Below are 16,097 nucleotides of genomic sequence, written 5' to 3'. Positions count from 1 at the left end.
TTCGGCCGATCCTTCCCCCCACACCCACCCCGGACGCTGGCCCGCACGGCACCGCCGGATTCCCACTGCTGCCCGATGGCCCACCCACCCGCTCGCGCCGACGCGCCTCCCACCGAACTGGTCCTGAAGACGACCGCGCCGCGTGTGCCGGCGCAGTTGCTGGCCCGCGCGCGGCTGAGCCTCGCGTCGCCCGCTTTCGACGGCCGGCCGGTCACGCTCGTGCAGGCGCCGGCCGGTTACGGCAAGACGTCGCTGCTCGCGCAATGGCGCCGCGAGACCCTCGCGCTCGGCCGCGCGGTCGTATGGCTGTCGGCCGACGAGCGCGACGATGCGCCCCGGTTGCTGCAGGGGCTCGTGCAGGCGGTGCGGACCGGTTGCGCACGGCCCGGCTTCGGGCGCCTGATCCCGCCCGGCGCGGCCGACACGGCGCGTGCGCTCGAGGGCGTGACCGCCTGGCTGGCCGAGGTCGCGCAACTGTCGATCGATGCGCTCCTGATCGTCGACGATGCGGAGCGGTTGCCGCCGGCCGGCCTCGAGGCGCTGACCTACGTGCTGCACAATGCGCCGCAAAACCTGCATGTCGTCGTCGCCGCGCGGCGCGGGCTCGACCACACGGCCGGCGACCTGCTCGCCGGCGGCCAATGCACGCTCGCGGGCCCCGACTGGCTGCGCTTCACGCTCGACGAGACGATCGCGCTGGTCGGCGCGCGCTTTGCGCAGCGGGTCGACGCCGATGCGTGCGCGCGGCTGTTCGAACGCGTCGACGGCTGGCCGCTCGGCCTGCAGCTCGCGATGGCCGCGATGGCGCGCTCGGCCGATCCGCGCCAGGCGGTCGACGCGCTCGCCGCCCGCGTGGACGGCACGCGCGACCGCCTCGTCGAGCTGCTGCTCGCGAACCTGTCGGCCGACGACACGGCGTTCCTGATCCGCACGAGTGTCGCCGATCGCCTGCATCCGTCGCTGTGCGCCGCGCTGCTCGACGACGCGGACGCACCCGACCGTCTCGCGCGGCTCGCCCGCGACACGCCGCTGTTCATCGCGTCGGACGATTCGGACTGGTGCCGGCTGCATCCGCTCGTGCGCGACACGCTGCGCGACCGCCTCGCCGCGGGCCCCGACGCCGAGCGCAGCGCGCTGCATGCGCGTGCGGCCGCCTGGCTCAACGCGCACGGGATGACCGAGGAAGCCGCGCGCCACGCGTACGCGGCCGGCCAGTTCGAGGTGGCGTACGCGCTCGCGCAGCGCTGCCTCGAGGATGCGATCAAGCAGGGCCGCATCAACGACGTGCTCGACTGGCTCGCGCTGCTGCCCGACGCGGAGCTCGACAAGCGCCCGACGCTGCGCATCGCGGTCGCGTGGGCACTGGCGCTCGGCGAACGCCACGTCGAGGCGCAGCGCCAGATCGCGGGCATCCTCGCGGACACCGGCACGCCCGCGGCGATGCGCTACGAATGCGCGCTGATCCTCAGCGCGGCCGCGTATTACGCCGACGAAATCGACCGTTTCGTCGAGCTGTTCGAACCGTGGGCCGACTTCACGCCGCCGGCGGCGACCTGGCTCGCGCAAATGCACGCGAACCGGCTGTCGGCGCGCGCGATCATCGTCGGCGAACCGGCGCAGGCGCGCCGTTTCCAGCACGCGGCACCGCGCGGCGAGACGGCGGCCGGGTTCGGCTACGTCGCGCGCTGGGGCGAGCTGATCACGGGCCTGAGCTACCTGCGCGAAGGCCAGGTCCGGCTGGCCGACGACACGCTGTCGCCCGCGCTGGCACGCGCGGAAGCCGATCTCGGGCGCCGCCATCCGCTGACCTGCATGCTCGCGGCGATGTGCGCGGCGCTCGCGTACGAGGCCGACCGCGTCGACCAGGCCGCCGCGTTGCTCGCGAACCGGCTCGACGTGCTCGAACATGCGGGCACGCCCGATACCGTGCTGCTCGGCTATCGCACCGCCGCGCGCATCGCGCTGCTGCGCGGCGTCGAGCATCGCGCGATCGACCTGCTCGAAGCGCTCGACGCGATGGGCGTCGCGCGCCGCCTGCCGCGCCTGTCGGTCGCGAGCCTCGCCGAACAGGTGCGCATTCACGCGGCGCGTTATCGCGAGGCGACCTGCCATGCGCTCGTCGAGCGGATCGATGCGATCGCGGCCGCCGAGTTTCCGTCGCACGGGCCGTTGTGGCGGCGCCCGGTCGTGCTGCTGCAGGCGAGCGCGCATGCGGGTGCGGCGCTGGCCGCGCGCCGCTGGGACGACGCGCGCGCGGCGCTCGACGAAGCGGCGGTGCTGGCCCGTGAAATGAGCATGGGGCAGGCGCGCATCGAGATCATGGCGCTCGGCGCGTTCGCGCGCGAACAGTCCGGGGGCGGCGGCCGCGCGCTGCTCGACGAGGCGATGAACCTCGCGGAGCTGTTCGGGCTCGCGCGCACGCTCGCCGACGCGCATCCGGCCATCGCCGACTGGGCGCGCCGCGCCGGCGACGAAGCGGCCGCCGGCGCCGGCTCCGCGCGGCACGCGTTGCCGCCACCGCGCATCGTGCCGCCCGCCCCGCGCGGCGCGGCCAGCCCGCGCGCGGTGCCGAGCGTCGTCTTGACGCCGAAGGAGCGCGCGATTCTTGAGCTGCTCGCGCGCAACCTGTCGAACAAGGAGATCGCGGTGGCGCTCGCCGTCGGCGAGGAAACCGTGAAGTGGCACCTGAAGAACCTGTTCGGCAAGCTCGACGCCAGCTCGCGCAAGCATGCGGTGCGCCGCGCGCTGGTGCTCGGCCTGCTCGAAAGCGCGCCGTAACGCCGGTTCCGCCGATCGGGCGGCGCTCCCGCCCCCACCTCCCGCGATTCTCCGCAACCCTGCCCCCCGCGCATGGGGGGGAGCGGCCGCCCGCCGTTGCGTAGTCTTTCCGCATGGCTCACGCGGGCGCCGCCTGTCACGTCTTCCCGCCCGCCTCGTTGCTTCCCCGCTTCACCCGGACGGGCTCGACCCCGTCCGGTCCAATACGACCCTGGAGACTTCATGAAGACGAAACTGGCCGCGCTCGCGGCGCTTGCCGGCTGCTCGGCGCTCGCGCACGCGCAATCCTCCGTCACGCTCTACGGCGTGATCGACACGGGCCTGCTGTACCAGAGCACGTCGGCGGCGTCGTTCAGCCCCACCGCGCCGAATACGGGCAAGGTGTTCCGCATGAAGGACGGCGGCATCTACTCGAGCTTCTGGGGCATCAAGGGCAGCGAGGACATCGGCGGCGGCTACAAGGTCAACTTCAAGCTGCAGGGTTCGTTCGACAGCGGCACCGGCAAGCTGCAGCTGAGCGATACGCCGGGCGCCGTCGCGATCTTCAACCAGGTCGCGTCGCTCGGCGTGTCGGGCCCGTTCGGCACCTTCACGGCCGGCCGCCAGATCGTGCCGATGATCTACGCGATGGCCGACACCGACGTGCGCAACGCGCAGTTCTTCGGCAGCGTGCTGACCGCGTGGCTCGGCCTGAACACGGCGGCCGGCTGGCCCGGGACGAGCACCAACGGCGCGATCGGCGCGCTGTACGACAGCAATGCGCTCGTCTACCAGTCGCCGGTGTTCGCGGGCGCGTCGATCGCGCTCGAATACGCGCCGGGCGGCGTGGCCGGGCAGTTCCAGGGCGGCACGCGCGAATCGGTCGTGCTCAAGTATGCGAACTACGGGCTGAACGCGTCGGCCGTCTACTACAACGGGCACGACACGAACCCGGCGCCGGGCGTCGCGCCGACCGGCGTCGACAACAACCGCTTCGTCTACGTCGGCGCGAAATACACGATCCGCGATTTCTCGGTGTCGGCGTTGTACGGCAACGGCCGGAATCCGTCGCATGCGGACAAGGTGAACCTCGACATGCTGTCGGCCGGCATCGGCTATCGCTTCACGCCTTTCCTTCAGGTGAGCTCGGCCGTGTATTACCTGAAGGATCGCAACGTCTCGGCGAACAAGTCGACGTCGGTCGTGCTCGCGGCCGACTACAGCCTGTCGAAGCGCACGACGGTCTATGCGCAGGTCGGCCACGTGAACAATCGCGGCACGATGGACCAGATGCTCGTGTACGGGCAGCCGGTCGCGCCGGGCGTCGGCACGACGGCCGCGATGGTCGGGCTGCGGCACAATTTTTGACGGCTGCGGGGCATGTGGTGGCTGTTTCGTGGCAATAAAGTTTGGGGTATTTCCCAATTAAGTGGACCTATCCGTCATTTTGTAGGCGAGGCATATCATGAGGTGCAAAGGCGATGGATATGCTGATGAAAAAGAAAAGACGAACGTAGCGTCTCAGGCAGCGGCCCGCGTGCCGCTGCCTGAACTGCCCAAGAAACTGCTCGAATGGTTGATCAAAGCGCCAATGTCGTCAGCCGAGGTTCAGGATCTGATGCAGGAGTTCGACGAGGCCGTCATCGAATGCGCGATGGGCGCCGAGATGAATATGCATCTGGGTTACCCGCCGAGTTCATTCGAAACTTTGTGTGCGAGGCATAAACTGGCGACCAAGGAGCCACTTTTATGCCTCGCAAACGCAAGGAAGAAGTGACGATTGAACCGGGCAAGGGCTTGAACCTGCGACGACCGGTTGAATTCGCCTTGAACAGGCTGCCAAGATGGTCGAGCAGGTGGTGCATATCTACCTACAACCATGAGCGGCCATATATCGCCCTGAAATACAAAACGCCCGATGCGATGCATCGGGCGCTCTAGTGCTTGGATACTGTCAATTTATTCCAGAGATTTAAAATTTTTCAGTAAGTCGGCCCCGCAGTTACTATGAAATTTTAAGTTGAAGAAGAAATTAAATCTCTAGCCGACTTAGTAATAAGGCCTTCCCGAAACCTTCCGGCACGATATGCATCAGCAATCGCTTGCTCACTAGAAAATTGCTTCAACTCTTCTCCAACTTCGCTTGCCAGTAGACTGAGGAAAACTTCATATTTTCTCGACTGCTCCATATCATCAAGCGCCCCCGCCCAGACAATCAACTCGCGATGCTGTGCAAACAAACGATCAAGCCGAAAGTACATGTGTGACTGTTCGATACGAGTTATTTCGCCGATTCCGATGCGGTCAAGGCAGAATCCCACATTAACAAACCACTGTTGACCAAAACCATTTTCCACTCCGACCGCAATTTGTGCTCCATTTCCAGAAAAGCACATTAAATTACCTCGCCGGAGGAAGCCGCGCTCCATTAGAGACGCAAATATACCTTGCTTGAATTCGTTTGACTTCATCGCTTATCCTCAGAATCAGGTGTCGGATTACGCAATCGCTCGAAAACTCTCCGCGGTTTCCTGCGATGAACCAATTTTTTGCGGGTCACCTCGTCAACGTTCCCAGCTTCGCTGGCATTTCCAAAATTTATTGTGCCGGAGCTGATGCCGTCGCGCGCAGCCGCCGCCAGCATCGATCGCCGGGATCGGCTACAGTGGGCGTTTTCAGCGCGCGCCGTCCCGCCGCCGCGCCACCGTCCGTGGCGCGCGGCAGCAAGGACGGTGCGCAAGTCATTCACTTCGACGAGCGAACCTTCATGCCCGATCTGTCCGCCTTCCCGATCACGCAAAAGTGGCCGGCCCAGCATCCCGACCGTCTCCAGCTCTACTCGCTGCCGACGCCGAACGGCGTCAAGGTGTCGATCATGCTCGAGGAAACCGGCCTGCCGTACGAGCCGCACCTCGTGCGCTTCGACACGAACGACCAGCTCTCGCCCGCGTTCCTGTCGCTGAACCCGAACAACAAGATCCCGGCGATCATCGACCCGGACGGCCCCGACGGCAAGCCGCTGCCGCTGTTCGAATCGGGTGCGATCCTGATCTATCTCGCGGACAAGACGGGCCAGCTGATCCCGAAGGATCTCGCGGGCCGCTACGAGACGCTCCAGTGGGTGATGTTCCAGATGGGCGGCATCGGGCCGATGTTCGGCCAGGTCGGCTTCTTCCACAAGTTCGCCGGCCGCGACTACGAGGACAAGCGCCCGCGCGACCGCTACGTCGACGAGTCGAAGCGCCTGCTCGGCGTGCTCGACGCGCATCTCGCGAACCGCCAGTGGGTGATGGGCGATGCCTACACGATCGCCGACATCGCGATCTTCCCGTGGGTGCGAAATCTTGTTGGTTTCTACGAAGCGGGCGATCTGGTCGGCTTCAGTGAATTCCGGAACGTCAAACGGGTGCTCGATGCGTTTGTTGCGCGTCCGGCTGTTGCGCGTGGGCTTAATATTCCGGCGCGCGGCTGAGCGGCTGGGCGGGTCGCGCGTTGTCCGGCCTGCGTAGCTGTGGACTTGAAGCGCCCGCCGTGTTGGGCGGCGGGCTTTCGGGGGTATTGCGATTTTCCGGGGAATGCTGGGGAGACGGTCGGTGTTCGGCCAGAAGCTGTCGGTCGACGTGGGCGCCTACACGGATGACAATCGATCAGACTCACCTTGCACGCGACGTCCCCTACCAAGTTGAACAAGATCCGAGATGAAATCGCCCTCAATAGTCAAGCCACTTGAACACCCCTTGACGGCTTTCGCTTCGAACATCGATTCCGCGCGCGACGTCGCTGTCGCTGGACTACGATGGCCAACTCCATATTGGTGTGACCTCGCGATCGGTTGGTTGGAGCAAGGCCTGGCCGTTGACGACGAGATAGCCGGCATACTGCAAGAAATTTCCCAGAACCGCCGCTTTCCGCAGAGGCTGCGGCATCGCGCGTTTGTGCAACACGTACGATTCACGAGGACAAGGCAAGCTGGATAGTCGGTAGATCCGCAGTGGGCCGAGTTTTTGGGGGGGAGGCGCGGAAGCCCTGCTCCGCGCTGGCTGCAACGTAATGTCTACGTTGACAGTCGGCTTGAGGCAGCCGCTCAGTAGGTGAAGGAATGCAATTTTCTTTGCGCTCAAGGGGAGTCAACCAACGATGCATAGAATGGAAGCTTCTCATTTCTATCTTGGCCGGATAACTGACGCCTCCCGATTTTCAAGCTTTCTCGCAGAACACTACGGCGAGGATGAAAGTCGACCCGTTTCCGAGTTCTACGGCTCCCAGGGGGAGTTCTTCTGTGATCATGATTTCATGGAAACAGGGCTGCGACAGTCGGGTACTTCACTGGAAGAGTTCTTTGCACCTCACTCGTACTCGGACAAATGGTCGGAAGCGCTATGTGAAGCGGCGCGCGCCGCAAATTTGGGAGATGCGAACGCGCTGATTTTCATAAATTGCGAACAGATAAAATCGCCAAGGTCAGTGCAAGGCGAAGGATTCGAACTGGTCTACATCGGAATGTTCGAGTATCCAATTTGAGCGTCTCGAACTTGGTTTCGCCTGATGCGACGCCTACTGCTGGGCGACCGCGTTCGACCAGTTTCGGTCACTCGACCTCGGCACATAGAGCGCCGACAATCGTGGCGACTCATTCACTCAAGCTCCACATCGATGAAAGTATCCCGGGATTTCGGAATTGTTGTCCGGCGGGCCGCGCTTTCGGCCAAGAACGTCGACCTGTCAATGGTCATGACCGAATTCAATCTTGGTAGATACTTTGACGAATCTGACAATCTGGTATCGCTTGGACCTTTTTTTGGAGGTGATGCAGCCGACGAATGCATGAGATCTCTGGAAAAGCTTGGCCTCACGTATATCGAAGACTTTTTTATCTTCGAGGGGTTTGTGCCAGACTGGTGCTCGTTCGAGGTATTCTGAACGCGGCCACAGCGAGATGCGCCGGGCTTCGGCCAGAAGCGGACCTTCACACTCGCATCTAAATTGTTGATAATTGCCACCTGTACGGCCGAATGCAGGGCAACGGGGTTTCAATCTTTTAGACAAGGAGCAAGCATGTTGACGATGACTCGTGAGAATGTCGCGTGGTTTGAGTCGCAAGTGATTGTGACGGTTGCTCGTGATATCGAAGTTTCGGACTATGAGTTTTACATGCCTTTCGAACTTTACGACATGATTGAAGCCTGCAACCCGGCAGTTTTCAAGAATCTGGAGACCTTCCTCCAAGCATATCGCGAATGGTGGAAGTTCCAGGAAGAACACGAGGGTGAGCTTTCGGCCGGGGGCCTCTCTCCTAAAAATTTTGGGAAGAACATGGAACTGACGGATAGGCGGGATTTCACTCGAAAGACACTGATCGATTCTGTGAAGTCATAAGATGCAAATGATTAAAGAAACGGAATTCGCGCTTAACCTTTGCCTTATTCAGGGTGACAAAAAATGATTAGGTGTTGACTGTTCGCACTACTGGTATTGGCGAAGGTTGACAGTGTTTCGGCTGAGCCAAGCGCATATGCCTGTGTCGTCGAACAGTCTGCAGGTCTGCATTACGACAGTAAGACAACCACGTGGGCGCCCAAAGCGTTCAAGCCCGGTAAGGAATTTGTGTTGCGTCGATTAACTGAAGACGATTCGAAAATCGCCGAGTACCGTACTTTGCTCAACCGCGATCCGAAGGCAAACTGGGCCTTCTTTGACGGAAAAATGCTCTTGGCGACATGTGTCGAAAACGACTTCACATTTGGCAGCTTGCTATGTCGGCCCGGGTTAGCCGACGCTAACTTTGACAAGGATTCGCGCAGATTTGAACTTGTGTATCGGGGTGCGTATACAAGCCAAGGCTACTGGCAACAACTTAAGCGGGAAGACTCAAAGCAGTACGAGTCGCTTCTGGCTTCGGGGCGTGGCGGGGATGCCGAGCGTCCCGATGATCTGAGCATTCAAATTGGCAAGTGCAGCCCAGATCGCTAGCAGAATCGCGTCCAGCTGACCGCCCTCGCACTGCTGCTCGACCCGCCACTTGGGCACTGCATTGGAAGGCAGCCTTCGGTGGAGCTAAATGTCTGAATCGGGTCGATCTGCGCCGGTCATGCATCACCGAGCGGCGCCGACCGCGCTCGGCCAGAAGCAGCCATCCGCAGCATTCATTCGGCGCACTCCGAATGTTTCACCCAGAAAAATGATACTTTTGCATCCATGAATCATCTTTCATTGGGTGGAAGATTAAGTGGATCGACTGGAAGCAATGTCGATCGTGCTGCTCACGATCGAAAAAGGTAGCCTCACTGCGGCCGCGAAGGCTTTGAACATGCCGCTCCCGACCGTCAGCCGGAAGGTCACGGAACTCGAAGAGTACCTAGGCACGAAATTGCTGCATCGTTCAACGCGCAAGCTGACCTTGACCGATGCCGGCCAGGCTTACGTCGAGTCCGCCAAACGCATCTTGGAAGAGATCGAGGAAATCGAACGAGCTGCGGCCGGCGAGTACACCACTCCACGCGGAGAGCTGGTTCTCACCGCGCCGGTGCTGTTTGGCCATATGTACATCCTGCCCATTGTCACGGACTTCCTGGCTGCCTATCCCGAGATCAACGTCCGGTTGGTTCTCTCCGATCGGAACCTTCATCTCTATGATGACCACGTTGACATGGCCGTTCGCATCGGCACCTTGCCGGACAGCAACATGATTGCAACCCGTGTTGGTACTATGGATACATTGGTGTGCGCTTCGCCGGACCTGCTAGCTGCGCACGGCAAACCCAAACACCCGACTGACCTGGAAAAGCTTCCGTGCGTTGTCTTCACTGGCCCTTCCACCGCAACGTGGTGGTTTCGGGATCCGGCAACCAAACGTGATTTCAATGTCAACATCATTCCGCGCCTGTCCGTCACCACCGCTGAGGCTGCCGTACAGGCAGCGCTCCGTCGCACCGGTTTGACGAGGGTGTACCGCTACCACTGCGATGCCGCGCTCCGCACCGGGGAGCTTGTCCACGTCCTTCCGAAGTTCGATGTCGAGTCGATTCCTGTCAGTCTCATCCACGGAGAGCGCGGGCTGTTGCCGCTCAAGATGAGGGTCTTCCTCGACTTCGCAACCGACCGGTTGCGCTCGGCGATGTCGGAGCTGGGTAAAGCCTGACGGGCGTTCGCTCTACCGAATGCGCCCCTTTCCCGTTTCTCGATACTTTCGTTGAATGGAAGGTCGGTTCTCGAAAATAGCCAATTATTGTTTTGGGCGGAAGTCCCTACTATCTCTCCTACCGAAGCCGCAGTGGCTCGGATCAACGGAGAAATCTCATGGCCCGCCTTGCAATCCCCTCGAAAGAAGCTGCTCCCGCCAAAGCGCAACCGATCCTCGCGAACTACGAAAAAGTTCTCGGCGTGATCCCGAACTTCTTCGCCCTGATCTCGCAATCCCCCGATGCACTGAAGGCGATCGCCGACATGCACGGCGCGCTCGGCAGGAGTCTCGGTCACAAGACCCGGGAACGCATCCACGTGATGACCGCCGAAGTGAACGGCTGCAACTACTGCCTGTCGGCGCACACCTATCTCGGCGCCAAGCTGCAGGGGCTGACGCCGGAAGACATGGAACTCAACCGCGACGGTCATTCGACCGATCTCAAGGCCGACGCCGCGCTGCAGTTCGCCTACAAGATCGCCACGTCGCGCGGTCACATCGAAGACGCGGATGTCGAAGCCGTGCGTGCTGCGGGTTACACCGACGAGCAGATCGTTGACATCGTCGCCGAGACCGCGTTCAGCTTCATCACCAACCTCTTCAACAACACGTTCAAGACCGACATCGACGCGACGTTCCCGCCGCTTCAGACCCGGGCCCGTGAGGCCGCCTGAGGCCCGGGCGGACTGGGCGCCGTATGAAGCGTCCGGCTGCCTGGTCTCGATGGCTGGTTGCTCCGTTCTGACCATGCGCAATTCTCCATGCGGGCGTGGTCGGTCGTAACACGTCTATTGAAGCAATCACGTTGGATTGTCGCGCCTGACGGGCGCGGCGATTCGTGAAGGAATCGTCGATGTCCCGTTTGCACATCTCTACGCGAGACGATGCTCCGGTCGAGAGTAAGCCGATACTGGACGTTGTCTATCAGAGCTGGGCGTCGTGCCGAATTTCTACCGTCTCATCGGCAGCAGCCCGGTCGCACTGGCAGCATTTGCGGCTTTTCAGGACGGCCTGTCCACCACGCTCGATTCCAGGAACCGTGAGCGCATTGCGTTGGTGGTTGCGCAAGTCAATGGATCGGACTACTGCCTGTCCGCGCATCGTTTTCTCGCCACCAACTTCGCAAAGCTATCCCCGGACGAAATTGAACTTAACCGCAACGGTGGATCGAAGGATCCGAAGGCCGAAGCGGTCGTGAAATTCGCTGCGAGCGTAGCCAGACAGCGCGGTCATATCGACTTTCCCGTTGTGGCCGACCCGGCACATCGACCGCATGCGGCAGAGGTCCGATGAATCATGGACCATCCGCGCTTCGTAGATCCGCGTATAGCGAAGGGACGAGCAAGATCCATTTCAGACGCGACGTCTCAGTTCACGTTTCTCAGGGTATTTGATGGCGCGATAAAGCGGGTATCAAAGCAATGGCGACCCGGGATGAGCGGCAGGAAGGCATTCCGCTACATGGAACGTGTGCTGAAGCCAGAACTCGACAAGCACCTGGTCACGTTTCCGCTGATACGCCTTGGCGAAATGACCCTGTACTGCGGATTGTTCGAGCAACGTGGCGCCGCTGGCGGGCTGGATTTCTTCTTCCTTGTCTGTTCGTCAGTTGCTCGGCCGGAAGACGGTCTCATGTACCGGATCGAGGTTAGCCAGCATGCGATGCAACGGATCATTCAGCGGACGGGCCTAACTGGCGAGGACGAGGTTCGCACACGCCTCTACACCGCCATGGCGAATATTTATTGGTTGCAGCCGTGGATCTACCGGGAGAAATGGTTGCAGTTGGGCCTCGCGTGCGAAGAAGGCGTATTTGTGGGTGAAGTGCGAGACGACTGCTACAGCATCAAGACGTTCATCCCGGCGATCGACAACGGCAGGCCGTCGCGATGGCGCGATTTACATGCCGACCTGTGGCCCCGGATCCAGCAGCGCGTTCCCCGCGACAAGACGTACGAAGCGGATCAAAGCTCGATCGGCGACTGGTATTTCTTCGCGGATGGGCTGACTCGGCGTCATCCCTTTCTGCTGAAGCCTTATGTACCGGGACACGATTATCTAGATGCGGCATGGGCGAGTCGCCCGGTTGACTCTGGAAATATTTGAAGGGTAGCCGGAGCGTCACATGCCGCGCGCGGCAACGGACAGTTCAGTGCGTGAGATTCGCCTGCCGATACCCCATGTAGCCTCCGGAATCACCAGAAGCCATCAGAAGGTGGCGATGAGACTTACTCCGGAGCGTGATCCTTGCCGTCCTTCGAAAGTTCGAGCAACGCGGCCATGGCCCGCTTATACGGCCCGAGATCGCTGTTTGCCGCCTGCAGGATGAGCGCCCCTTGCAGGCGAGCAACCCAGTCCTCCGCAAAATGCCGCGCCCGTGCCGGCGACATGCCGCTTTCACGCGCCAAAGCTTCGATGGCGTCGATCCAGTGCGAAAACGCCAGCAACAAACCCTGTTTCGCAACCGAGCCGATATTGGCCGTGGCGAGTTGACCGAGCACGCAGGGGGCGCGCCCACCGACGTACATCTGGTCCAGCGTGGCCACGATTTTGCGAATGCGGGCCTTTAGCGTGCCGGACGATCGCGCCGCGTTCAGGATTTCGCTGTCGATTACCGCTGTCGCGCGCTCCAACACGGCCTCGGCCATCTGCTCCTTTCCGTCGGGGAAGTGGTGATAGAGGCTCGACTTGCCGAGACCGGTTGCGCGCGACAGATCGGTGATCGACGCACCCTCGAAGCCGCGATCCCGGAACACCGTGAACAGCCGGTCAATGATTTCGTCCTTCGATGCCTGAGCAGTGGCCATAGATCTTTTCGCTTCCCCAAAAGTACTGATCGTTCGGTACAAGCGGAAGGGTAAGTTGCCTCGCTCGTTAAATCAACCCTTGACGTCCGTAATTTCCGGACGTACTGTACCGATCGTTCGGTACAGATAATTCAGGCCGACGCCTCTTTCCGTGATTCAGGAGATTTTCGATGTCCACACTCGTGACGTATCAAACCACCTCCGTCGCCGATCGTCGTACCGGCTCGGCCCTCAATCTGTTCTACCGGGAAGCCGGCCAGAAGGACGCGCCCGCGGTGCTGCTGCTGCACGGTTTCCCGACTTCGAGCCACCAGTATCGCGGGCTGATCGAGCGTCTCGCCGACAAGTACCGGGTGATCGCGCCGGACCTGCCCGGTTTCGGCTTCTCCGACGCCCCGGAAGCGAAGACGTTCGGCTACACCTTCGACCATCTCGCGGACGTGATCGAGAGCTTTACCGACACGCTCGGCCTGACGCGCTATGCGCTGTACGTTTTCGATTACGGCGCGCCGGTGGGCTTCCGCCTGGCTGCGTCGCGCCCGGATCGCGTGTCCGCACTCGTCTCGCAGAATGGCAACGCGTACGAGGAAGGCCTGAGCGACGGCTGGAATCCGATGCGTGCTTACTGGCAGGACCCGTCCGATGCGAACCGTGAGCAACTGCGCGGTTTCCTGACGGCCGGCACCACGCAGTTCCAGTACCAGCATGGCGAGGCGGATACGTCGCATATTGCGCCGGAGAGCTACACGCTCGACCAGCACTTCCTCGACCGCGCGGGTAACGACGATATCCAGCTCGACCTGTTCGGCGACTACAAGGCGAACGTCGCAGCCTATCCGCGCTTCCACGAATACTTCCGCACGCATCGTCCGCCGACGCTGGCTGTGTGGGGCAAGCACGATCCGTTTTTCCTGCCTGCGGGAGCCGAGGCATTCAAGCGTGATATCCCCGATGCCGAGGTGCATTTCGTCGATGGCGGTCATTTCCCGCTCGAATCGCATCTGGACGAAGTGGCCGGCATCATTCGCGCGTTCTTCGCACGCACGCTGGACGTCGCACAAGGTCAGGCGCTGTTTGGCGCACTGGACGACGTGTCTGCGTCGGCGGAGGCGCAGCCGCTGTTCGATGCGATGCGCGGCGTATTCGGTTTCGTGCCGAATCTCGGCCACGCGCTTGCGGTCGAACCGCCGGTGCTATCGGCTTACCTGCAGTGGCTTCATTCTCTCGGTACCACGACCCTCGATGCGGTGGCGCAGCAGGTCGCAATGGCGGCCGCGAGCCGCGTGAATGCCGCTGACTATGGCGTGGCCGTCCACGCGACGCTGGCCGGCAGGCTCGGTGCCCCCGCCGACGTGGTGGACGCGTTGCGTACCGGCAGCGCGCTTGCCGATCCGAAGCTCGAAGCGGTGCGCCAGTTCGCGACAGCCATCGCATCGAAGCGCACGCAGGTATCGGATAGCGACGTGAACGCGCTGAAGGCGGCAGGCTTCGACCGCCGCGCGGCGGTGGCGATTGCGATGGCCGTGGCCGGCAAGACGCTCGTCAACACGGTCGCGCACCTGTCGAAGATCGAGATCGATGCAGGTTTCCTTCAGGACGCCGTTGCCTGACCTGCTGCGCCGGGGCGGCAGTCAATGGCCGCCCCGCAAGCAGCCTTGAGGATCGAGAGCATGTCGGGTAATCAGTTCAATCACGAAGTGAGCGATGTGGGTGCGCCGCTGGAAATACCGGTCGGAAATGGTCGGCGCAACAATCCGTTGTCGCTTGCCGTGGGGCTCGTTTGCCTGGTGCTGATTGGTGTGAATCTGCGGCCGGGCATCGTTCGATCGGGCCATTGCTGCCGTCGATCCCCGACGTGCTCATGGGGCTACTGGCATTGCCGACGCCGTGGCTCGCCCGCCGTTTCGGGCGCGATCGCGTCATCCTGGCGGCGCTGTTCGTACTGTTCGCGGCGACCTTGGGCAGGGCATTCGCGGGTTCCGTCACTCAGATTCTCTTGCTGACGGATCAAACTGTCGCCCGAGTAACCAATGAATGCCCACTTTAAGGCGCGTTGATCGTCCGCTTCGGGTCGCCAAGCGACATCCACGAAAATTCACGAAGAACCTTGTTTTTGCCCGCGGCGTGCATGTGCATGACGCATTCCGCGGCGCTACTTGCCTTCCGGCTCTCCCGGCACCCCGTCCCCCAGCCCCGCCAGCAGCTTCTCCAACAGTCGCGACAACTGCGCCTGCTCATCATCCGACAGCACGGCAAGCAACGCGCGCTGGTTGTCGATGTGCGCGACGACCGCTTCGTCGATCAGCGCGCGGCCGGTATCCGTCAGCGCGACGAGCGTGCCGCGCCCGTCGGCCGGGTTCGGCCGGCGCTCGACCCAGCCGGCCTTCTGCAGCCGGTCGATGCGCGCGGTCATCCCGCCCGACGACATCATCAGCGCGTCGTACAGCGCCGTCGGCGTCAGCGCGAACGGCGCACCGCCGCGCCGCAGCGTCGCGAGCACGTCGAATTCGCCCGGCTGCATCCCGTAGCGCGCGAACAGCGGATTGAGACGGTCGCGCGCGATCACGAGCGCCGCTTCCTGCAGCCGCCCCATCACCACCATCGACGACGCGTCGAGATCCGGACGCTCGTTACGCCATTGCGCGAGCGCATGCGCGGCTCGATCCACCTGATCCATTAACCCTCCTCGGTCCACCAGTTATCTTGACGTCGAGATAAATCGGCGTTTATCTTGATGTCGAGATACTTTACATGAAAATCGCGCGGCGCCCTTCCGGGGCCGCGCACCGATTTCGAGGGCCTTGCGATGAATTGCTTCACTTCCCCCGGATGGCGGCTCGCCGCCATCGTGCTCGTCGGGCTGAACCTGCGGCCGGCGCTCGCCGCGGTCGGCCCGCTGCTCGACATGATCCAGCGCGCGACCGGCATCGGCGACGGCGCGGCCAGCCTGCTGACGACGATCCCGATCCTGCTGATGGGGCTCGGCGCGCTGAGTGCGCGGCGCCTGCAGCGCGTGACCGGCATCGCGGGCGGCGTGTGGCTCGGCGTCGCGCTGATCGGGCTGGCCTGCGTGTCGCGCATCGGCGCGCAGCACGCGTGGCTGCTGCTCGCGAGCGCCTGCTGCGCGGGTGTCGGGATCGCGATGGTGCAGGCGCTGCTGCCCGGCTTCGTGAAGGCCCATTTCGCGACGCGGATCGGCGGTGCGATGGGCGTCTATTCGACGTCGATCATGGGCGGTGCCGTGCTCGCAAGCGTCGTCGCGCCGTTCGCCGCGGCCCGCTGGGGCTGGCTCGCCGCGCTCGCGGGCTGGGCGCTGCCGGCCGCGGTGGCCGCGCTGGCGTGGCCGCTGGCCA

18 protein-coding genes and 1 pseudogene are annotated in these 16,097 nt (G+C 62.5%); 15 read left to right on the top strand and 4 right to left on the bottom strand.

The features are described 5' to 3' along the window. Positions 1–75 precede the first annotated feature (75 nt). The 3 genes and pseudogenes from E9536_RS38515 to E9536_RS38505 all read left to right on the top strand — a co-directional run. Complete coding sequence (locus E9536_RS38515; RefSeq protein WP_136472799.1) at positions 76–2,778, top strand: LuxR C-terminal-related transcriptional regulator; 2,703 nt, start codon at positions 76–78, stop codon at positions 2,776–2,778. Between the two features lie 222 nt (positions 2,779–3,000). Next, positions 3,001–4,125, top strand: a complete 1,125-nt coding sequence (locus tag E9536_RS38510) for a porin (RefSeq protein WP_136472797.1) — start codon at positions 3,001–3,003, stop codon at positions 4,123–4,125. A gap of 97 nt (positions 4,126–4,222) precedes the next feature. Continuing rightward, positions 4,223–4,447, top strand: a pseudogene (locus tag E9536_RS38505) (hypothetical protein); the annotation flags it as partial. A gap of 325 nt (positions 4,448–4,772) precedes the next feature. Here the strand turns inward: E9536_RS38505 and E9536_RS38495 are convergent. After that, positions 4,773–5,228, bottom strand: a complete 456-nt coding sequence (locus E9536_RS38495) for a hypothetical protein (RefSeq protein WP_124532825.1) — start codon at positions 5,226–5,228, stop codon at positions 4,773–4,775. Between the two features lie 296 nt (positions 5,229–5,524). Here E9536_RS38495 and E9536_RS38490 point away from each other — a divergent pair, with 296 nt between their 5' ends. The 9 genes from E9536_RS38490 to E9536_RS38450 all read left to right on the top strand — a co-directional run bounded on the left by E9536_RS38490 (position 5,525) and on the right by E9536_RS38450 (position 12,043). Next, positions 5,525–6,229, top strand: a complete 705-nt coding sequence (locus E9536_RS38490; RefSeq protein WP_136472795.1) for a glutathione binding-like protein — start codon at positions 5,525–5,527, stop codon at positions 6,227–6,229. Between the two features lie 674 nt (positions 6,230–6,903). Then, positions 6,904–7,278 (top strand): immunity 22 family protein, encoded by a 375-nt coding sequence (locus E9536_RS38485; protein WP_166741989.1) that lies wholly within the window; start codon positions 6,904–6,906, stop codon positions 7,276–7,278. Positions 7,279–7,410: 132 nt separating this feature from the next. Further along, on the top strand, positions 7,411–7,677 hold the full coding sequence (locus E9536_RS38480) for a hypothetical protein (protein ID WP_060180831.1): 267 nt from the start codon (positions 7,411–7,413) through the stop codon (positions 7,675–7,677). A gap of 135 nt (positions 7,678–7,812) precedes the next feature. Further along, positions 7,813–8,133 (top strand): hypothetical protein, encoded by a 321-nt coding sequence (locus E9536_RS38475; protein ID WP_136472793.1) that lies wholly within the window; start codon positions 7,813–7,815, stop codon positions 8,131–8,133. Between the two features lie 96 nt (positions 8,134–8,229). Beyond that, complete coding sequence (locus E9536_RS38470; RefSeq protein ID WP_136472791.1) at positions 8,230–8,727, top strand: hypothetical protein; 498 nt, start codon at positions 8,230–8,232, stop codon at positions 8,725–8,727. 256 nt (positions 8,728–8,983) lie between these two features. Beyond that, the gene (locus tag E9536_RS38465; protein ID WP_136472789.1) at positions 8,984–9,895 is read left to right on the top strand and encodes a LysR family transcriptional regulator; all 912 of its coding nucleotides are present in this window, start codon (positions 8,984–8,986) and stop codon (positions 9,893–9,895) included. Positions 9,896–10,053: 158 nt separating this feature from the next. Next, positions 10,054–10,611: a peroxidase-related enzyme gene (locus tag E9536_RS38460; RefSeq protein WP_136472787.1), complete on the top strand. Its 558-nt coding sequence runs from the start codon at positions 10,054–10,056 to the stop codon at positions 10,609–10,611. A 265-nt stretch (positions 10,612–10,876) separates the two neighbouring features. Then, on the top strand, positions 10,877–11,230 hold the full coding sequence (locus E9536_RS38455) for a carboxymuconolactone decarboxylase family protein (RefSeq protein WP_168799620.1): 354 nt from the start codon (positions 10,877–10,879) through the stop codon (positions 11,228–11,230). 141 nt (positions 11,231–11,371) lie between these two features. Next, positions 11,372–12,043 (top strand): hypothetical protein, encoded by a 672-nt coding sequence (locus E9536_RS38450; RefSeq protein ID WP_136472783.1) that lies wholly within the window; start codon positions 11,372–11,374, stop codon positions 12,041–12,043. Positions 12,044–12,165: 122 nt separating this feature from the next. On the opposite strand, the gene E9536_RS38445 is transcribed toward E9536_RS38450, so the two are convergent. After that, on the bottom strand, positions 12,166–12,744 hold the full coding sequence (locus tag E9536_RS38445; protein WP_059858382.1) for a TetR/AcrR family transcriptional regulator: 579 nt from the start codon (positions 12,742–12,744) through the stop codon (positions 12,166–12,168). Between the two features lie 170 nt (positions 12,745–12,914). On the opposite strand from E9536_RS38445, the gene E9536_RS38440 reads away from it, so the two are divergent. Continuing rightward, complete coding sequence (locus E9536_RS38440; protein ID WP_136472781.1) at positions 12,915–14,354, top strand: alpha/beta fold hydrolase; 1,440 nt, start codon at positions 12,915–12,917, stop codon at positions 14,352–14,354. 21 nt (positions 14,355–14,375) lie between these two features. On the opposite strand, the gene E9536_RS38435 is transcribed toward E9536_RS38440, so the two are convergent. Further along, positions 14,376–14,579, bottom strand: coding sequence for a hypothetical protein (locus E9536_RS38435; RefSeq protein WP_136472779.1), 204 nt, complete (start codon positions 14,577–14,579; stop codon positions 14,376–14,378). Here E9536_RS38435 and E9536_RS38430 point away from each other — a divergent pair. Then, a complete protein-coding gene (locus E9536_RS38430; RefSeq protein ID WP_136472777.1) occupies positions 14,579–14,791 on the top strand; it encodes an MFS transporter in 213 nt (70 codons plus the stop codon). The two genes, E9536_RS38435 and E9536_RS38430, sit on opposite strands and share 1 nt — an antisense overlap. Positions 14,792–14,896: 105 nt before the next feature. Here the strand turns inward: E9536_RS38430 and E9536_RS38425 are convergent, their stop codons facing one another. After that, complete coding sequence (locus E9536_RS38425; protein ID WP_136472851.1) at positions 14,897–15,412, bottom strand: MarR family transcriptional regulator; 516 nt, start codon at positions 15,410–15,412, stop codon at positions 14,897–14,899. A 138-nt stretch (positions 15,413–15,550) separates the two neighbouring features. Here E9536_RS38425 and E9536_RS38420 point away from each other — a divergent pair. Then, positions 15,551–16,097, top strand: a 547-nt coding sequence (locus tag E9536_RS38420) for a CynX/NimT family MFS transporter (protein WP_136472775.1), incomplete at its 3' end; no start/stop codon positions are given.

The sequence above is a fragment of the Burkholderia sp. LS-044 genome (assembly GCF_004803625.1).
GTDB classification, from domain to species: domain Bacteria; phylum Pseudomonadota; class Gammaproteobacteria; order Burkholderiales; family Burkholderiaceae; genus Burkholderia; species Burkholderia cepacia.
This window is presented reverse-complemented; position numbering and strand designations above follow the sequence as displayed.